Annotated in this window: 17 protein-coding genes; 16 read left to right on the top strand and 1 reads right to left on the bottom strand. The window is 60.8% G+C overall.

Annotated features, from left to right (window positions below):
- Positions 1-150: 150 nt before the first annotated feature.
- Positions 151-1,089: a hypothetical protein gene (locus FHR73_RS01810; protein WP_183629102.1), complete on the bottom strand. Its 939-nt coding sequence runs from the start codon at positions 1,087-1,089 to the stop codon at positions 151-153.
- Positions 1,090-1,716: 627 nt separating this feature from the next.
- On the opposite strand from FHR73_RS01810, the gene FHR73_RS01815 reads away from it, so the two are divergent.
- From FHR73_RS01815 to FHR73_RS01890, 16 genes are all read left to right on the top strand, one after another.
- A complete protein-coding gene (locus FHR73_RS01815) occupies positions 1,717-1,986 on the top strand; it encodes a hypothetical protein (protein WP_133862460.1) in 270 nt (89 codons plus the stop codon).
- Between the two features lie 730 nt (positions 1,987-2,716).
- Positions 2,717-3,139 (top strand): flagellar basal body rod protein FlgB, encoded by a 423-nt coding sequence (flgB, locus tag FHR73_RS01820; RefSeq protein WP_017642008.1) that lies wholly within the window; start codon positions 2,717-2,719, stop codon positions 3,137-3,139.
- A gap of 2 nt (positions 3,140-3,141) precedes the next feature.
- Positions 3,142-3,579 carry a flagellar basal body rod protein FlgC gene (gene flgC, locus FHR73_RS01825; RefSeq protein ID WP_183629104.1) on the top strand — a complete coding sequence of 146 codons (438 nt, stop codon included), beginning with the start codon at positions 3,142-3,144 and terminating at the stop codon, positions 3,577-3,579.
- A gap of 12 nt (positions 3,580-3,591) precedes the next feature.
- Positions 3,592-4,302, top strand: a complete 711-nt coding sequence (locus FHR73_RS01830) for a flagellar hook assembly protein FlgD (protein ID WP_044340937.1) — start codon at positions 3,592-3,594, stop codon at positions 4,300-4,302.
- Between the two features lie 26 nt (positions 4,303-4,328).
- The gene (gene flgE / locus FHR73_RS01835; RefSeq protein ID WP_183629106.1) at positions 4,329-5,678 is read left to right on the top strand and encodes a flagellar hook protein FlgE; all 1,350 of its coding nucleotides are present in this window, start codon (positions 4,329-4,331) and stop codon (positions 5,676-5,678) included.
- Positions 5,679-5,847: 169 nt separating this feature from the next.
- Complete coding sequence (locus FHR73_RS01840) at positions 5,848-6,591, top strand: flagellar basal body rod protein FlgF (RefSeq protein ID WP_027598032.1); 744 nt, start codon at positions 5,848-5,850, stop codon at positions 6,589-6,591.
- A gap of 46 nt (positions 6,592-6,637) precedes the next feature.
- Entirely contained in the window at positions 6,638-7,423 is a 786-nt protein-coding gene (flgG, locus tag FHR73_RS01845; protein ID WP_027598031.1) for a flagellar basal-body rod protein FlgG, read from the top strand.
- A gap of 21 nt (positions 7,424-7,444) precedes the next feature.
- The gene (gene flgH, locus FHR73_RS01850) at positions 7,445-8,140 is read left to right on the top strand and encodes a flagellar basal body L-ring protein FlgH (RefSeq protein ID WP_133862455.1); all 696 of its coding nucleotides are present in this window, start codon (positions 7,445-7,447) and stop codon (positions 8,138-8,140) included.
- A gap of 11 nt (positions 8,141-8,151) precedes the next feature.
- Positions 8,152-9,252, top strand: a complete 1,101-nt coding sequence (locus tag FHR73_RS01855; protein WP_133862454.1) for a flagellar basal body P-ring protein FlgI — start codon at positions 8,152-8,154, stop codon at positions 9,250-9,252.
- 12 nt (positions 9,253-9,264) lie between these two features.
- The gene (gene flgJ / locus FHR73_RS01860) at positions 9,265-10,482 is read left to right on the top strand and encodes a flagellar assembly peptidoglycan hydrolase FlgJ (protein ID WP_183629108.1); all 1,218 of its coding nucleotides are present in this window, start codon (positions 9,265-9,267) and stop codon (positions 10,480-10,482) included.
- Positions 10,483-10,490: 8 nt separating this feature from the next.
- Entirely contained in the window at positions 10,491-12,530 is a 2,040-nt protein-coding gene (flgK, locus tag FHR73_RS01865; RefSeq protein WP_183629110.1) for a flagellar hook-associated protein FlgK, read from the top strand.
- A gap of 11 nt (positions 12,531-12,541) precedes the next feature.
- Positions 12,542-13,843: a flagellar hook-associated protein FlgL gene (flgL, locus tag FHR73_RS01870; RefSeq protein WP_183629112.1), complete on the top strand. Its 1,302-nt coding sequence runs from the start codon at positions 12,542-12,544 to the stop codon at positions 13,841-13,843.
- Positions 13,844-13,880: 37 nt separating this feature from the next.
- Positions 13,881-14,579 carry a WbqC family protein gene (locus FHR73_RS01875; RefSeq protein WP_183629114.1) on the top strand — a complete coding sequence of 233 codons (699 nt, stop codon included), beginning with the start codon at positions 13,881-13,883 and terminating at the stop codon, positions 14,577-14,579.
- A complete protein-coding gene (locus FHR73_RS01880) occupies positions 14,576-15,214 on the top strand; it encodes a class I SAM-dependent methyltransferase (protein WP_183629115.1) in 639 nt (212 codons plus the stop codon). The genes FHR73_RS01875 and FHR73_RS01880 overlap by 4 nt, the downstream gene beginning before the upstream one ends.
- Positions 15,215-15,271: 57 nt before the next feature.
- Positions 15,272-15,949, top strand: coding sequence for an acetyltransferase (locus tag FHR73_RS01885; RefSeq protein ID WP_183629117.1), 678 nt, complete (start codon positions 15,272-15,274; stop codon positions 15,947-15,949).
- Positions 15,942-16,859, top strand: coding sequence for a hypothetical protein (locus tag FHR73_RS01890; protein WP_183629119.1), 918 nt, complete (start codon positions 15,942-15,944; stop codon positions 16,857-16,859). The genes FHR73_RS01885 and FHR73_RS01890 overlap by 8 nt, the downstream gene beginning before the upstream one ends.
- Positions 16,860-16,865 lie beyond the last annotated feature (6 nt).

Below are 16,865 nucleotides of genomic sequence, written 5' to 3' on the forward strand. Positions count from 1 at the left end.
GGCTTTAAACATTCCGGTTGGTATGCACGGTGCTGCGTTGGCTTTTATCGTCCACGCAGCTTGCCGGCATGCTGTACAACCTGAGCACAACCTAGTCTCAGCCACGCCTATACCTGCCGGGGGCGATAGGTCTTAAGTCCCTCTCCGCGTTCAGCCTGATTCGTCGCATCGCACGGGCATGTTGAGCATCTTGCGAAGCGTCGCAATGTGGTTTTCGGCAATCTCGGGCGTTGAGCGCTTTGCGGGGGCTACTCGATGTGCCGGGCGTGGACGATGGTCCATGCCGAGGTCTCTGTTCGCCACGGTCTGCATTGCCGGCCTGTCTCGCAGTGCATAAGGCCGGAAACCTCCCGACTGCGCTCGTCTGATCAAGCCAAAGGCATAGGCCACTACGTTGCGTATGCCGCCGCTACGGTGTCTGGCCTCCAGTTCTGCCAACACCTGCTGACGCTGCTCCAGCGCCAACTCATCAAGTCCAGTCAGAAGCTCTTGCAACTGCTTTTCATCAACTCCCGCAAGACAGGATGGAAGCGGAGTGCTGCCCTCTGTGCTTTCGACCTCTGAAGGGTACGTACGTACTTTATACGTCTTACTACTGTACGTACTGTATTGGCCAATTGGTTCGTGGTGGACTTCGTTGGTCTGTGACAGACCGGTTTGGTCTATGCCAGACCCCATCTGTACCGCCTCGGAGCTAGAGCTCCCAAGGTCATCAGGGCTAGCCTGCCCATCGTCACTGCGCTGCTTTTGTTCGAACGCATGATTGAGATGCTGCGCAATTCGCTGGATCGGATGGCCCGTCTCGTGAAGGCACGCGTGCAATAGGCCGGCAAGCGTCTGGTCGGCAGTGCATGCTCGATCAAACGCTAAGGCACGCTCATGCACCCTGTAGCGCTCGCTCATCACCTTGCCCGTCATGGGGTCACGCTGTACACCGAGCAGAGTGATCCAACCCGTCAGGCGCAGCACTTTCAGCACACGTCGTGCCGTCTCATAGCCCGCCCGTTGTCCTAACGGCGTGGTGGTGAGATAGCGTCGAAGCTGGCTCAGGCTCGTAAGCGAACTCACACCGTCTGCATCACTGAGCATGCGCAAGACCTGCCACCCGTTGCGCTCCAGCGGCGTTAGCCGCGGATCTACTAACAGTGCGATTGGCGTCGTGAACCAGTTAGTCGGTGCGTAGCGCTTGTGCGTGCAATAGTTTCCCATTTGCTCTCCCCCTACGAAGGCTGTTTGGCTGTCAGCGAGTCTCGTGGAGGCTGGATTGGTCTGTCCCAGAACAATCTGATTTGGCCCGTTACCGTATTTCCGTTGCGTACCAAATGGTCTGCCGTAGACCAACCTAGATGAGTCATAGGTAGCGAGCGTCGTCACGGGTTGCTAGGGCGCGTTCCAAAACGGTAAATTTGCATTGTCGTGGTCAATCCCACGACCGGGTGTGACAACCCGATTCGTTCGAGGCGCGGTAGCGCTGTAGCTAGACCACATCTGTGGTTTTCTATGGCGGGCCGTGTGGGGCAGGCTTTTGCCTGGCCGGTTCCCTCGGACGCCGGTTTGTCACCCCCTCACGGTCCGCCTCCCATCACCGAGTGACAACGGCGGGTGGCGGCTCCTTAATCGTCTGAGGAGCAGTTAAAATGCCTGTATCTCCTTTTAAGCCCGAGCTCCGCCTTGGCGCTACCTGTATGCCATCTACCTCTACAACGGAGGTTTGCTATGGCTGAGAAGAATCCTTCTATCGTCCCGTTCCCCAGCAAGCCAATCACGCTCGACCAAATGGATCTTTCCACTCGATCTATCGAAGCCGATGCGGATCTTCGTGCCTCAATGCTAGGTGACCTGCTAATTCAGCTGGCAGAGCGCGACTCCGGTCATCCTGAAGAGCTGCGGCTAAAGGTTGCCTGCAATATCGCTCAGGAGCTGCTGGGCGAGATGGTTACCCTTTATCGTCGTGCTCTATCCGATGCGCGCCACAACAACTCTTGAGACAGACGTAATGCTCAACTGGCTTTGGACATCGGTTTAGGTCCTTTCCCGGCAATGGCGGGCGATAGCCTGCCATTGCCTTACTGTCAGTTGGGCGGCTGGCGCAAGACGCTGTAGCGGTGACGTGGTTCGCGACGTGATGCTAGGCGCTATCGAACATGGCTTCGAGTTAGGCGACTTTCGTTAACGGCGCAGTATCTGGCTGGTAACGAGTAGACCTATACCGCCAAACAGACTCATCTTTTGCGCAGCAGGTCGACCTGTTGCCTCTGATGAAAAGGGCGTGTAGTCCCCAGGCAGCGGGATGGCGGAAAGCTTCGTGAAAACTAAGAAGGGCGGTTATATCCGCCACATGTCTAAGCTCGACCGTGCAAAGACCCTAAGCAACCTGGCTATCGCTGTCAGGCATTGCGAGGGGTATCCGTACAAAGCGTCGAATACCGATCGCTGCAGGATTTTAGGTGTTTGTAGCAGGCCGCAATTTGACGGGGGCATTGGTCCGGTTCGATAGGGGCAAATCCACAGCATGTAGGTTTGGCTCCCGGTTTACCTTTTCTGCGCCAAAGTTTTGCCGCACCCGATCACAGGGCCGGCAAAGGCGGCGGAAAAACCTTGCCGCTTGCCGTCGTTTTGACTGCCGCGTTGCACTAAACCCTTGATTTAGATGGATGCTGGAGACTGGCACGGGCCTTGCTAAATCGCTTGCAAGCCACGTCAAAGGTCTCTCGACATGAGCATCAGTTTCGACAAAGCACTCGGGTTGCACGAACAGGCGCTGAACTTCCGTTCGCAACGCGCCGAGGTATTGGGCAACAACATCGCCAATGCCGACACCCCGGGCTACAAGGCGCGGGATCTGGATTTCAGCGCCGTGATGGCTGAGCAGGCGGCCAAGAGCGCCCCGGGGGCATCCGGCCATTATCAGCTGGAAACCACCAACAGCCGCCATATCGCCGCTGAAGGCTTCGACATGGGCATGGGCGACTCGGCGTTGAAATATCGCATCCCTACTCAGCCCTCGGTGGACCAGAACACCGTGGATGCGCAGGTCGAGCAGGCCAACTACGCCGAAAACGCGATGAATTTCCAGGCTAGCTTCACCCTGCTCAATAGCAAGTTCAAGGGGCTGATGTCGGCCCTGCGTGGAGAGTAGCCATGTCCCTGAGTTCGCTGTTCAACATCGCCGGTAGCGGGATGAGCGCCCAGAACGTTCGCCTCAATACCGTAGCCAGCAACATGGCCAACGCCGATTCCGTGTCCTCCAGCGTCGACCAGACCTACAAGGCGCGGCATCCGGTGTTCGCCGCCCAGCTCAATGACGCCCAGGGCGGCGCCTCGCTGTTCGACGACCAGGGCCAGGCCGGGGTCGGGGTAGAGGTGAAGGGCATCGTCGAGGATCAGAGCGAGGTGCAGAAGCGCTATGAGCCCAACCACCCGATGGCGGACAAGGAAGGCTACGTCTACTACCCCAACGTGAACGTGGTGGAGGAGATGGCCGACATGATTTCGGCCAGTCGCGCCTTCCAGACCAATGCGGAAATGATGAATACCGCCAAACAGATGATGCAGAAGGTACTGACCCTCGGTCAGTAAGGAACCGGCGCCATGTCCATAAGCACGACCAATTCAACCGCTCAGTCGGTGCTCGACAAGTACTCCGTCAACAAGACAGACGCTACCTCCGAGACCGCTAGCAGCGATGGCAAGAAAGGCGGCAAGCTCGGCAAGGACGAGTTCCTCAAGCTGATGGTCGCCCAGATGAACAACCAGAATCCGCTGGAGCCCCAGGGCAACGGCGAATTCATCGCACAGCTGGCGCAGTTCAGTACCGTCGAGGGCATCACCAACCTCAATACCAGCGTCAGCTCGATCCTCTCCGGCAGTCAGTCTTCCCAGGCGCTGCAGGCGTCCACCCTGGTGGGCCGCAAGGTGATCGTCGATACCGACAAGGTCAAGGTGGATACCAGTGCGGACTTCAAGGGCGCGCTCAATCTGACCGCTTCCAGTCCGAACGTCTGGGTCAACGTCTACAACGACGCCGGCAGTCAGGTGAATCGTCTGAACCTGGGGCAGCAATCCAGTGGCCTGGTGAATTTCACCTGGGATGGCACCGACGCCAGCGGCAAGAAGCTGGATGCCGGCACCTACCGCTTCGAGGCCCAGGCGAACGTGAACGACACCACCACGGCCATGAAGACCAGTCTGCCAGCCAACGTCGACAGTGTGACGCTCGGGCAGAACGGCGGCGAAATGACACTCAACCTTGCCGGCGTCGGCAGCATCGGCATCTCCAAAGTCCAGGCGGTCGGCCAGTAAGGCGCGGCACACGAGAGGAATCCAGCATGTCTTTCAATATCGGTTTGAGCGGCATCAAGGCCGCGTCCAGTGACCTCAACATCACGGGCAATAACATCGCCAACGCCAGCACCGTCGGCTTCAAGCAGTCGCGAGCGGAGTTCCAGGATCTCTATGCCGCCTCAGTCCTCGGCACCGGCAAGAATGCCCAGGGCAGCGGCGTGCTGCTCGGCAACGTCGGCCAGCTGTTCAACCAGGGCACCATCGATTCCACGCAGAACGCGCTGGACATGGGCATCAACGGCAACGGCTTCTTCGTCACCAGCAACAATGGCGCTGTGCAGTACACCCGTGCCGGTTACTTCGGGACCGACAAGGAAGGCTTCATTGTCGACAACAACGGCTACAAGCTGCAGGGCTATACCACCAACGACCAGGGTCTGCTGCAGCCGGGTGTGCGCAGCGACCTGCGCATCGAGACCGCCAGCCAGGCGCCCAAGGCGTCCAGTTCGATCAAGCAGACGGTCAACCTGAACTCGACCCAGACGACGCCGACCACGACGCCGTTCAACCCGTCCGATCCGACCAGCTACAACTCCTCGACCTCGGTGAACATCTATGACAGCCAGGGCAACGCCCACGTCCTGTCGCAGTATTTCGTCAAGGGCGCGAACAACTCCTGGACCATGAACGTGCTGATCGACGGCCGCAATCCGGGCGATCCCACCAAGGAGGATGCGACCACCAAGGTCGCCACGCCCTACAGCGTGACCCTGCCGTTCACCAGCAGTGGTGCGCTCGACGGTGCCAATGTGGCCTCGACCGATCTCAAGCAGGTCAACAACGCCAGCACCAATGCCTTCGAGGGCGTGCTCAAGCTGGACAACTGGGTGCCGGCCATTTCCAACGGCGGTACCCCGGCGACCTGGGCCTCCAACGGCGCCGTGGCCAACCCGGCCGGCATCACCCTGGACATGCGTGGCTCGACCCAGTACAGCAGCGCCTTTGCCGTGACCAGCGTCAACCAGGACGGCTACACCACCGGCCAGCTGTCTGGCCTGGAGATCGACGATACCGGTCAGATCTTCGCACGCTACACCAACGGTCAGTCCAAGGTGCAGGGCCAGGTCGTGCTGGCGAACTTCGCCAACGTCCAGGGCCTGACCCCCATGGGCAAGACCTCCTGGACCGAGTCTTCGGAGTCGGGTCAGCCGGTGGTCGGCACGCCGCGTTCCGGTACCCTGGGTGCCCTGCAATCCGGTGCGCTGGAGGCGTCCAACGTGGACATCTCCACCGAGCTGGTCGACATGATCGTGGCGCAGCGCAACTACCAGGCGAACGCTAAGACCATCGAGACCGAGAACGCCATCACCCAGACCATCATCAACCTGCGTTGATGTCGTTTCTCTGACGGCTTGCCGCTCAGACGTCAGGAAAAGCCTCCTTCGGGAGGCTTTTCTATTCTCAAGTCATTGATTCAGTGGGGTTTACGTTTTCTGGAACGGGCCTTGCTAAAGAACCTCCGAACGCAAGCTTGGCGGCAATCTGCCGCCGTCGGAGGATCAGATGGACAAGCTGCTGTACGTCGCCATGACCGGCGCCAGCCAGAACGAAATGGCCCAGCGCGCCCATGCCAACAACCTGGCCAACGTCTCGACCTCGGGATTCCGCAAGGATCTCGAGCAGGCGCGCTCGATGCAGGTGTTCGGCGAGACCATGCCGTCGCGCGTCTATTCCATGAGCGAACGGCCGGCGACGGACTTCACCCCCGGTGCGCTGCAGGAAACCGGGCGTGACCTGGACGTGGCCATCCAGGGCCCAGGCTTCGTCGCGGTCCAGGACCCCTCCGGCAAGGAGGCCTATGTACGTACCTCCAGCCTGCAGATCGATCCCCTCGGCATGCTGCGGACCGGCAGTGGTATGCCGGTGCTCGGCAATGGCGGACCCATCGCCGTGCCGCCCGCTTCCAAGGTGGAAATCGGTCAGGACGGCAGCATCACCATTCGCGGCTCCGGTCAGGCAGCCAACGCCCTGGCCCAGGTCGATCGCATCAAGCTGGTCAATCCCGACACCAAGCAGATGGAAAAGGGACTCGACGGCCTGCTGCACATGAAGCAGGGCCAGGCAGCGCCGCCCATGGACGCCAACGTGTCCCTGGTGTCCGGCTTTGTCGAGTCGAGCAACGTCAATGCGGCGGAGGAGATGACCTCGATCCTGTCGCTTTCCCGCCAGTTCGAACTGCAGGTGAAGATGATGCGCAGCGCCGAAGACAACGACGCGGCACTGGCAAAGGTTTTGCAATTCTCCTGATCAAGGCTAGCGCCGACGTAAAACCGGCACTTCGAGGAATACCATCATGATGTCGTCACTGTGGGTCGCCAAGACCGGTCTGTCCGCCCAGGACATGAACCTCACCACCATCTCCAACAACCTGGCCAACGTGTCCACCACGGGCTTCAAGCGCGATCGCGCCGAATTCCAGGACCTGCTGTACCAGATCCGGCGCCAGCCGGGTGCCCAGTCCACCCAGGACAACCAGCTGCCCTCCGGCCTGCAACTGGGTACCGGTGTGCGCATCGTCGGCACCCAGAAGAACTTCACCGAGGGTTCGCTGCAGACCACCGACCAGCCGCTGGACATGGCCATCAACGGCGACGGTTTTTTCCAGGTGACCATGCCCGACGGGACCATCAATTACACCCGTGACGGTACCTTCCACCTGAATGCCGATGGCCAGCTCGTCACCGCCAACGGCTTCGCCCTGCAGCCCGCCATCGTGCTGCCGGCCGATACCAAGACCTTCACCGTCGGCGAAGACGGCACCGTGTCGGTCACCACCGCCGGCCAGGCCGCGCCCCAGGTCATTGGCAATCTGCAGATCGCCCAGTTCGTCAACCCGGGCGGTCTCCAGGCCGTGGGCCAGAACCTGTTCAGCGAGACCGCTTCCAGCGGTGCGCCCCAGGTCGGCACCCCGGGCCTCAACGGTCTCGGCACCGTCCTGCAGAGCACCCTGGAAAACTCCAACGTGAGCACCGTCGAGGAGCTGGTGAACATGATCACTACCCAGCGCGCCTACGAGATGAATTCCAAGGTCATCAAAGCGGCCGACGACATGCTCGGCTTCGTCAGTCAACAGCTCTAATCTCCTGTGAGGAAGCGCTCCATGAAACCTCTGTTCGCCGTCGCCCCGCTCCTGGGAGCGCTCGTACTCGCAGGATGCGTAGCCCCGGCCGCCAAGCCGGACGATCCCTATTACGCCCCGGTGCTGCCGCGCACGCCGGTGCCGGCGGCGCAGAACAACGGCGCCATCTTCCAGTCGGGGTTCGAGCAGAATCTCTATACCGACCGCAAGGCCTTCCGCATCGGCGACATCATCACCGTCACCCTGCAGGAGAAGACCCAGGCCAGCAAGAACGCCAGTTCCGACGTCGCCAAGAACAGCAAGGCGACCCTGGGGCTGACCTCGCTGTTCGGCGCCAAGCCGAAGATCCCCAATCCCCTGGCCGACGGCGACCTGAGCCTGGACGCCGGCTTCTCCGGCAACCGCTCCAACACCGGCAAGTCCACGGCGGCCCAGGGCAACAGCCTGTCCGGTTCGCTGACCGTGACCATCGCCGAGGTACTGCCCAACGGCATCCTGGTGGTGCGCGGCGAGAAGTGGCTGACGCTCAACACCGGCAACGAACTCATGCGTATCCAGGGCATGGTCCGCGCCGACGACATCGCCACCGACAACACCGTATCGTCCACCCGCGTGGCCGATGCGCGGATCACCTATTCGGGCACCGGCGCCTTCGCCGATGCCAGTCAGCCGGGCTGGCTGAGCCAGTTCTTCGGCAGCCCGCTGATGCCCTTCTGAGGATGAGCGCCATGTTCAAGACCCTCATCGCCGCTGCCGCCCTGGCCCTGGTCATGCCCCTGGCCCAGGCGGATCGGCTCAAGGACATCGCCAGCATCCAGGGCGTGCGGACCAACCAGCTGATCGGCTACGGCCTGGTGGTGGGGCTGCCCGGTACCGGCGACCAGACCACCCAGACGCCCTTCACCGTGCAGACCTTCAACAACATGCTGGCCCAGTTCGGCATCAAGGTGCCGCCGGGTACCACGGCGCAGCTGAAGAACGTCGCGGCGGTGTCGATCCATGCCGATCTGCCGGCCTTTTCCAAGCCCGGCCAGACCATCGACATCACGGTGTCCTCCATCGGCAACTCCAAGAGCCTGAGAGGCGGCAGTCTGCTGCTCTCGCCGCTGAAGGGTATCGATGGGCAGATCTACGCCATCGCCCAGGGCAATCTGGTGGTCGGGGGTTTTGACGCCGAAGGCCGTGACGGCTCGAAGATTACCGTCAACGTTCCGTCGTCCGGCCGCATTCCCAATGGCGCCACCGTCGAGCGACCGGTGCCGAGCGGCTTCGACCAGGGCAACAGCATCACGCTGGACCTCAATCGCAGCGACTTCACCACCGCCAAGCGCATCGTCGACAAGATCAACGAGACACTTGGCGCGGGTGTTGCATCAGCTGTTGATGCCGGATCGATTCGTGTCACGGCGCCGGTGGATCCTGGCCAGCGCGTCGACTACATCTCGATCCTGGAGAACATGGAAGTGGATCCGGGGCAGGCGGTGGCCAAGGTCATCGTCAACTCCCGCACCGGGACCATCGTCATCGGCCAGAACGTCAAGGTCTCGCCGGCGGCGGTGACCCAGGGCAGCCTGACCGTGACCATCAGCGAAGACCCCCAGGTGAGCCAGCCCAATCCCTTGTCGGGTGGGCAGACGGTGGTGACTCCCCAGTCGACCGTCAAGGCCAAGCAGGAGGCCAAGCCGATGTTCAAGTTCGGTCCGGGTACCACGTTGGACGAGATCGTGAGAGCGGTGAATCAGGTGGGCGCGGCGCCCAGCGACCTGGTTGCCATTCTCGAAGCGTTGAAACAGGCCGGCGCCTTGCAGGCCGATCTGATCGTTATCTAAGGAGAACGGGCGATGGAATCTCGTCTGGGTGGCAACTACGGCAACGTCAAGGATTCGGGGGCCTTCACCGACCTGAATCGGTTGGCCCAGATGAAGGGTAAGGATCGCGACAGCTCGGAAAACGTCAAGAAGGTCGCCGGCGAATTCGAGTCGCTGTTCCTGAGCCAGATGCTCAAGTCCATGCGCAGCGCCAACCAGGCGCTGGCGGACAGGGACAGCCCCTTTTCCAGCGAGACCACCAAGCAGTACCAGGACATGTACGACCAGCAGCTGGCCGTCTCCCTGTCCCGGGATGGCGGTGGTATCGGTCTGGCCAACGTGCTCGAACGTCAGCTGAGCAAGACCGCCCAGCCGTCGGCGCGCCCTAATCCCTTTGCCCAGGTCGGCCAGGCCGCGCCCACCGAAGGCCAGCTGGCCGCCGGCCGCAACGCCAAGCTCAACGACGTGGCGAGCCACGGCCTCAAGCCGAGCAATGCGGTAGCGTCCGGGCGTGACGATTCCAGCGCGCTGAATTCGCGTCGGCTGGCGCTGCCTGGGCGACTGGCCGAGCGTACCGCCGCCAATATTTCCGGCGCGGCCGAGCAGGGCGCCACCCTCAAGCAGAGCTTCCAGGACGTCGCGGCCGCCCAGAGCGCCTGGCGTCAGCAGGCCACGCAACCCGGCAGCAAGCCGGCCGCCGCGACCGAGGCCGTTGCCAATGTGGACAGCGCCGCTGCCACCGGCAAGACCCGTTTCCGTACCCGTCAGGAATTCGTCGACACCATGATGCCCATGGCCGAAGCCGCTGCGAAGCGCCTGGGCGTGGATCCCAAGTTCCTGGTCGCCCAGGCGGCGCTGGAAACCGGCTGGGGCAAGCACATGGTCAAGCAGGCCGACGGCAGCAACAGCAACAACCTGTTCGGCATCAAGTCCCACGGCTGGGACGGCGGCAGCGCCCCGGCGGTGACCCAGGAATTCGTCAACGGCAAGGCGGTGACCGAGACCGCCAAGTTCCGCACCTATGATTCCTTCGCCGACAGCTTCCACGATTACGTGAATTTCCTGCAGAGCAACGACCGCTACGACAAGGCGCTGTCCACCAACGGTAATTCCGAGCGCTTCATGCAGGGGCTGCAGCAGGCCGGCTACGCCACCGATCCGCAATACGCACGCAAGGTGATCCAGATCGCCCGCAACATGAACACCTATCAGACGGTCGCCTCCCTGGGCACCAGTCCGTCCCGCGGTTGAGGTGAGCCATGGCTGATCTGCTTTCCATTGGTCTGTCGGGCCTGCGCACTACGCAGAACGCCCTGACCACCACCGGCCACAACATCGCCAACGTCAACACGCCCGGCTATTCGCGGCAGGAGACCATCCAGCAGACCAACATCGCCCAGTTCAACGGCTCGGGTTATGTCGGTTCCGGCTCCCAGACGGTGGATGTACGCCGTCTCGCCAGCGATTTCCTCACCAACCAGGTGCGCTCGGCTAACAGCCAGAACAGCGAGCTGCAGACCTTCAAGAGCCAGATCTCCCAGCTCGACGGCCTGCTGTCCGACAGCACGACGGGTATCACCCCGGCCATGCAGAAGTTCTTTGCCACCCTGCAGACCGCTGCCCAGGATCCTTCGTCGATCCCGGCGCGGGAGGCCGTGCTCGCCCAGGCCCAGGGCATGGCCAAGTCGTTCAATACCCTGTACGACCAGGTCGACAAGCAGAACGGCCAGATCAACGACCAGCTGTCGGCGCTGACCAATCAGGTCAACGCCCTGGCAAAGAGCGTCGGCAGTCTCAACGACGCCATTGCCCGCTCCAAGGCCGCCGGCGGTTCGCCCAACGATCTCATCGATTCCCGTGAGCAGGCGATCAAGCAGCTGTCCGGCATGGTCGGGCTGCAGGTGGTAGAGCAGGACGACGGCGCTCTGAACCTGTTCGTCGGCACCGGCCAGCCGCTGGTGGTAGGCAATACCGTGTCCAGCATGACGGCCAAGCCCGGCACCGACGATCCCTCGCGCTTCCAGATCGTCCTGACCTCCGGCTCGACCGAGCAGAACGTCACCAGCCAGCTGAGCGGCGGCGAGATGGGCGGCCTGCTGTCCTATCGCGACACGGCGCTGGACCATGCCTACAACAGCCTAGGCCAGTTGTCCCTGACCCTGGCGGATACCGTCAACAAGCAGCTGGGACAGGGCCTGGACCTGTCCGGCAATGCCGGTTCGGCACTGTTCGGCGACATCAACGACAGCCAGAGCATCGGCCTGCGGGTGATGGGGCGGTCGTCCAACACCGGCTCGGCCAGCGCGACCCTGAGCATCACCGATACCAGCAAGCTCTCGCCCAGCGACTACCGCCTCGACTACAACGGCAGCGGCTTCACGGCGCGTCGCGCGAGTGACAACGCGGCGCTCACGGTCAACAAGAGCGGTACCGATCCGGTCACCCTGACGCTGACGGATGCCAATGGCAACGACCAGGGCTTCAAGGTGCAGTTCAGTGCCGCCGAGCTCGCCAAGGCCCAGGCCGGCGACGTCTTCAGCCTGCAGCCGACGCGTCGCGGCGCCTCCCAGCTCAAGGTGGATCTGGCCCAGGCCGATCAGCTGGGCTTCGCCGGCACCGCCAAGGCCGCGGCCACGACCAACAACCGCGGTACCGGGGCCATCACCCAGCCGGCGCTGACCACCACGGTGTCGCCGGTCAACACGGCGGATCTGACCCGCCTCTTCGGGACCGATGGCCTGAAGTTGAGCTTCAACAGCACCACCAACCAGTTGGCGGGCACCCTGCCGAGCGGGGCGACGCTCAGCTACGTGTCGCCTTCGACGACCGGTCTCACCAGCGGCCAGACCAATACGCTCCGCCTGCAGTACACCGACCCGACCACCAACAACAGCTACAGCTACGATTTCAATATCAGCGGCGTTCCCCAATCCGGTGACAGCTTCACCCTGGGCACCAACAAGGGCGCGGTCTCGGACAACCGCAATGCGCTGAACCTGGTGGCCTTGCAGACCAAGCCCACCATGGGCGGCTATGGCAACACCGGCACCACCTACAACAATGCCTACGGCGGCCTGGTGGAGCGGGTCGGTACCCTGACCGCCCAGGTACGAGTGGATTCGGCCGCCAGCGAAACCGTGCTCAAGCAGTCCCAGGACAATCGTGACTCCCTGTCGGCCGTCAACCTCGACGAGGAAGCCGCCAAACTCGTCCAGTTCCAGCAGTACTACGGTGCCTCGGCGCAGGTCATCAAGATCGCTCAGTCACTGTTCGATACCCTGCTTGGCGCCTTCAGATAAGGAAACCGCCCATGCGCATCTCTACCGTCCAGGCATTCAACAACGGCATCAGCGGCCTGCAGAACAACTACGGCAGCGTCACCCGTACTCAGGAAGAGATCAGCACAGGCAAGAAGATCCTGACTCCGGCGGACGATCCGGTGGCCTCGGTCAAGCTGTTGCAGATCAGCCAGGAAGAGGCGCTCAACGGTCAGTACAACACCGGCATGACCGCCGCCAAGAACAGCCTCAACACCGAGGAGTCCATGCTGACCTCGGTGGAAACCGTGCTGACGCGCATCCGCGAGATCGCCGTCCAGGCCGGCAACGGTGCCCTGGATCCAACCGATCGCGCGTCCCTGGCCAAGGAGGTCGGTCAGCGCGAAGACGAGCTGATGAACCTGATGAACAGCAAGGATGCCAGCGGCAAGTACCTGTTCTCCGGCTCCATGGGCGATACCCAGCCCTATGTGCGCAACGCCGATGGCACCTACAGCTACAACGGTGATGAAGGCCAGCGCAGCGTACAGATCGCCAGCTCGACCTTCGTGCCCATCAGCGACAGCGGCAAGGACGCCTTCGAGAACAACTTCAACGCCAATCGGGTGGATACCACGCCGGTGGCTGGCAACACGGGTACCGGGCGGATCTCGCTCGGCCTGGTGGATGACAAGAAAGCCTACGATTCCACTTTTCCCGCCAGCAATCCACCGGCCGCTACCGATGGTGTCGGCATCCATTTCCTTGATGACAAGAAGTACGTCATCTACGACCTGTCCAAGGCGCCTACCGCTGCCGAATGGGCGGCCTACGACCCGGCCAATCCGCCGGCTGGCCAGCTCAAGGCGGATAGCCTCAACAGCACCCAGGAAGCCAGCAAGTTCATCAGCTATGGCGGGGTAAAGGTGCAGATGGACGGCGCTCCCGCTGCCGGCGATGAGTTCAAGATCACCCGCGATACCTCCAACGAGAAGCGCAGCCTGCTCAACGTGGTATCCGATCTGCGCAAGGCCCTGGAGAACGGCGATGGCAGCACCGAGGGCGTGTATAAGATGCGCGACAACGCTGCCGTAGCCCTGAGCAACCTGGACACGGCCTACACCCAGGTTGATGGCATCCGCGGCAAGGTCGGTGCGCGCCTCAACGTCATCGACTCCACCAGCGACTTCATTGCCGACGTCAGCCTGGTCAACAAGTCGGTGCAGTCGGACCTCCAGGATCTGGACTATGCTGAGGCTTTGTCACGCTATGCGCTGCAGAACACCGTACTGCAGGCGACCCAGCAGAGTTTCGTGAAGGTGTCGCAGTTGAGTCTGTTCAATTATCTGTCATAGCTGTAGAAGGTTGTTTTATTATTATGGGGTTCGATTAATGACGAAGGTGGCCATCGTCCAGTCCAATTACATTCCTTGGCGCGGCTATTTTGATCTGATCCGAAGTGCTGATGTATTTGTGCTGTATGATGATGTCCAGTTTACTCGACGGGATTGGCGTAACCGCAATCTGATCAGGACTGCACAGGGGCTGCATTGGTTAAGTATTCCAGTGAAGAACCGTGGTCGCTTTACCCAGAGAATCCAAGATGTAGAGGTTAGTGACCGCGACTGGTCCGCAAAGCACTGGCAGACCATAAGCACTAGCTATCGCAAAGCTGCGGGCTTTGCGGCTATGGCAAATCGCCTAGAAGAGCTCTATGCCCAATGCCAGCCTCTGGAGCGACTCTCCGATGTCAACCAGCTTTTGCTCAGCGGCATATGTCGTTTGCTCGGTATCCCTACGCCACTGATCTTTTCATCGAGTTTTCCAAGCGTGTCCGGCCGTACCGAGAATCTCGTCAACCTCTGCGTAGCCTTGAAAGCCAATACCTACATTTCGGGTCCCGCTGCCAAGGTTTATTTGCAACACGACCTCTTTGAAAGGCGAAACATAGGCGTCGAGTATTTTGATTATGCTGGCTATCCAGCATACGCACAGTTGCACGGTGGGTTCGAATCGGCCGTCAGTATCCTGGACCTGCTGCTCAATACTGGAGAAACCGCTGCCGCTTATTTGCAAAAGGAGCTCGCATGACTGAGGTTCTGCAGGCTCTCGAGGGGGCGACGGAAAGATATTATTCGAGGAAGATCAGTGAGTTCGGTGCCACTCCCCGAGGGGTGGACTGGAATGGTCACGAGTCGCAGCAGATCAGGTTCCATCAGTTGGCCAAGATCATTGGCGAAGCCGGGCAGGAGCCGATATCGCTAAATGACCTGGGCTGCGGCTATGGAGCCTACTACGATTATTTGAACACATTGAGCATCCCGCTGAGCTACCGGGGTACCGATCTCTCAGCTGGCATGATCGCAGCAGCGCGGAACGCTCATCCCGGAGCCGGTAATGCCCAGTTCGAGGTCAAGCGCACCTGTGCAGGACCTGCCCACTACTCGGTGGCCAGCGGAGTGTTCAACGTCCGTCAGACGGCATCCGTAACCGATTGGCATGCCTATGTACTGTCCATGTTGGAGGAGCTTGACAGCAACAGTAGTCGAGGATTCGCCTTCAATTGCCTCAGCATCTATTCCGACCTTGACCGTCAGCGCGCCGATCTCTATTACGGTGACCCGCTGTTTTTCTTCGATCATTGCAAGAGGCATTTTGCGAAAAATGTCGCGCTGCTTCATGATTATGATCTATACGAATTTACGGTGCTCGTAAGGAAGTCGTGAGAAGGGGCGATTTGATGCCCTCTGGCAATGCGGACCAATGATAAAAGGGTGTGACGCATGGAGATTCCGTTGGTCATCATCGGCGACGGGCTTTTCGCTGATATAGCCTATGAATACTTTACTCATGATTCTTCGTACCATGTCGTTGCGTTCAGCGTCGATCAGGACTATTTGCGCAGCTCGGAGAAGTTCGGTTTGCCGGTCATTCCCTTTGATAGGCTGACCGAATATTTTTCCGATACTGCTACCCGGCCTCACTTCTACGCTGCCATCACGTACGGCCAGTTGAATCGCACCCGCGAACGTTTCTATAGAGAAGCCAAGGCCATGGGCTTCCTAGCGGCGAGTTATATCAGTTCCAATGCTTTTGTATGGCGTAATGTGGTAGTTGGTGAGCATTGCTTCATCTTTGAGAACAATACGGTGCAACCGTTCGTGACCTTGGGCGACAACGTCGTACTGTGGAGCGGTAACCACATAGGTCACCATTCGGTCATTGGCAACCACGTGTTCGTCGCGTCCCAGGCAGTGATTTCCGGCAATTGCCGGATCGGCGATCACCAGTTCATCGGAGTCAATGCAACGTTGGTCAATGATGTCGCTTTGGCCGACGATGTTCTAGTGGGGGCCGGTGCGCTGGTCACCCGCAGCGTCGCCACCGATCAGATCGCGAAGGGCGTCGCCGCCACCAATGTTGCTGGAGCCAAGCGCTACTTCAAGGTCGAGCATGAGTGAACAGCGCTGGCATCGGCTCGGATCAGTGTTCGTTCCGGATCGGCAGCGTTCCTGGCTATTCAGCCATGCCTCCAATCCCCAAGCGATAAAGCTTCCCCATTCCGACCTGTACCGGATTTACTTCAACTTCCGTGATGAGCGTAGGCGCTCCGGAATTGCCTGGCTGGACTGGCGGCTTGCCACAAATGAGGTGATCTCGTTAAGCGAACACCCGGTGCTTCTCCCTGGCAGAGAAGGACATTTTGACGAGGATGGCGTTTCGCTGGGCAATATCGTCGTCCGTGACGCGGAGCTGTGGTGCTTTTATGTCGGCTGGAACCTGAGTGTCAGCGTCCCTTGGCGCAACTTCATCGGGCTCGCCCGTGGCCAGGGGGAGTATCTCCTCGAGCGGGTAGGACGAGTACCCATTCTCGACCGCAGCGAAGCTGATCCCTTTTCCCTTTCCTATCCCTGGGTGCTGTGGGACGCCCAGCATTCCCGCTGGCGTATGTGGTACGGCTCGAACCTCGCCTGGGGAGCCCAGCCAGAAAGCATGCAGCACGTCATCAAGTATGCCGAGTCGGTGGATGGCCTTTCCTGGCAACGCTCGGGCGCGGTGGTGTTGCCGTTGCGTGAGGGCGAGCTGGGCCTTTCCCGACCCTGCGTCCTGATCGACCCTCAGGGCCGGTACCGGCTCTGGTACGCCATTCGGTCGTCCCAGGGGTATCGGCTGGGGTATGCCGAATCAGCTGATGGAACGAACTGGGAACGGCTGGACCAGCGACTCCATTGGCTTGGACCGGTCGGCGCATGGGAGGGTGAGAGCCAGACCTATCCCTGCGTTTTCGCGGCTGAAGGCGTCCTCTACATGCTGTACAACGGTAACGGCTATGGTCGTCACGGGTTCGGTCTGGCGCGCCTGGAAGAGTAATCGCCC

It is taken from the genome of Pseudomonas sp. AS2.8 (genome assembly GCF_014190935.1).
Classification (GTDB): Bacteria; Pseudomonadota; Gammaproteobacteria; order Pseudomonadales; family Pseudomonadaceae; genus Chryseomonas.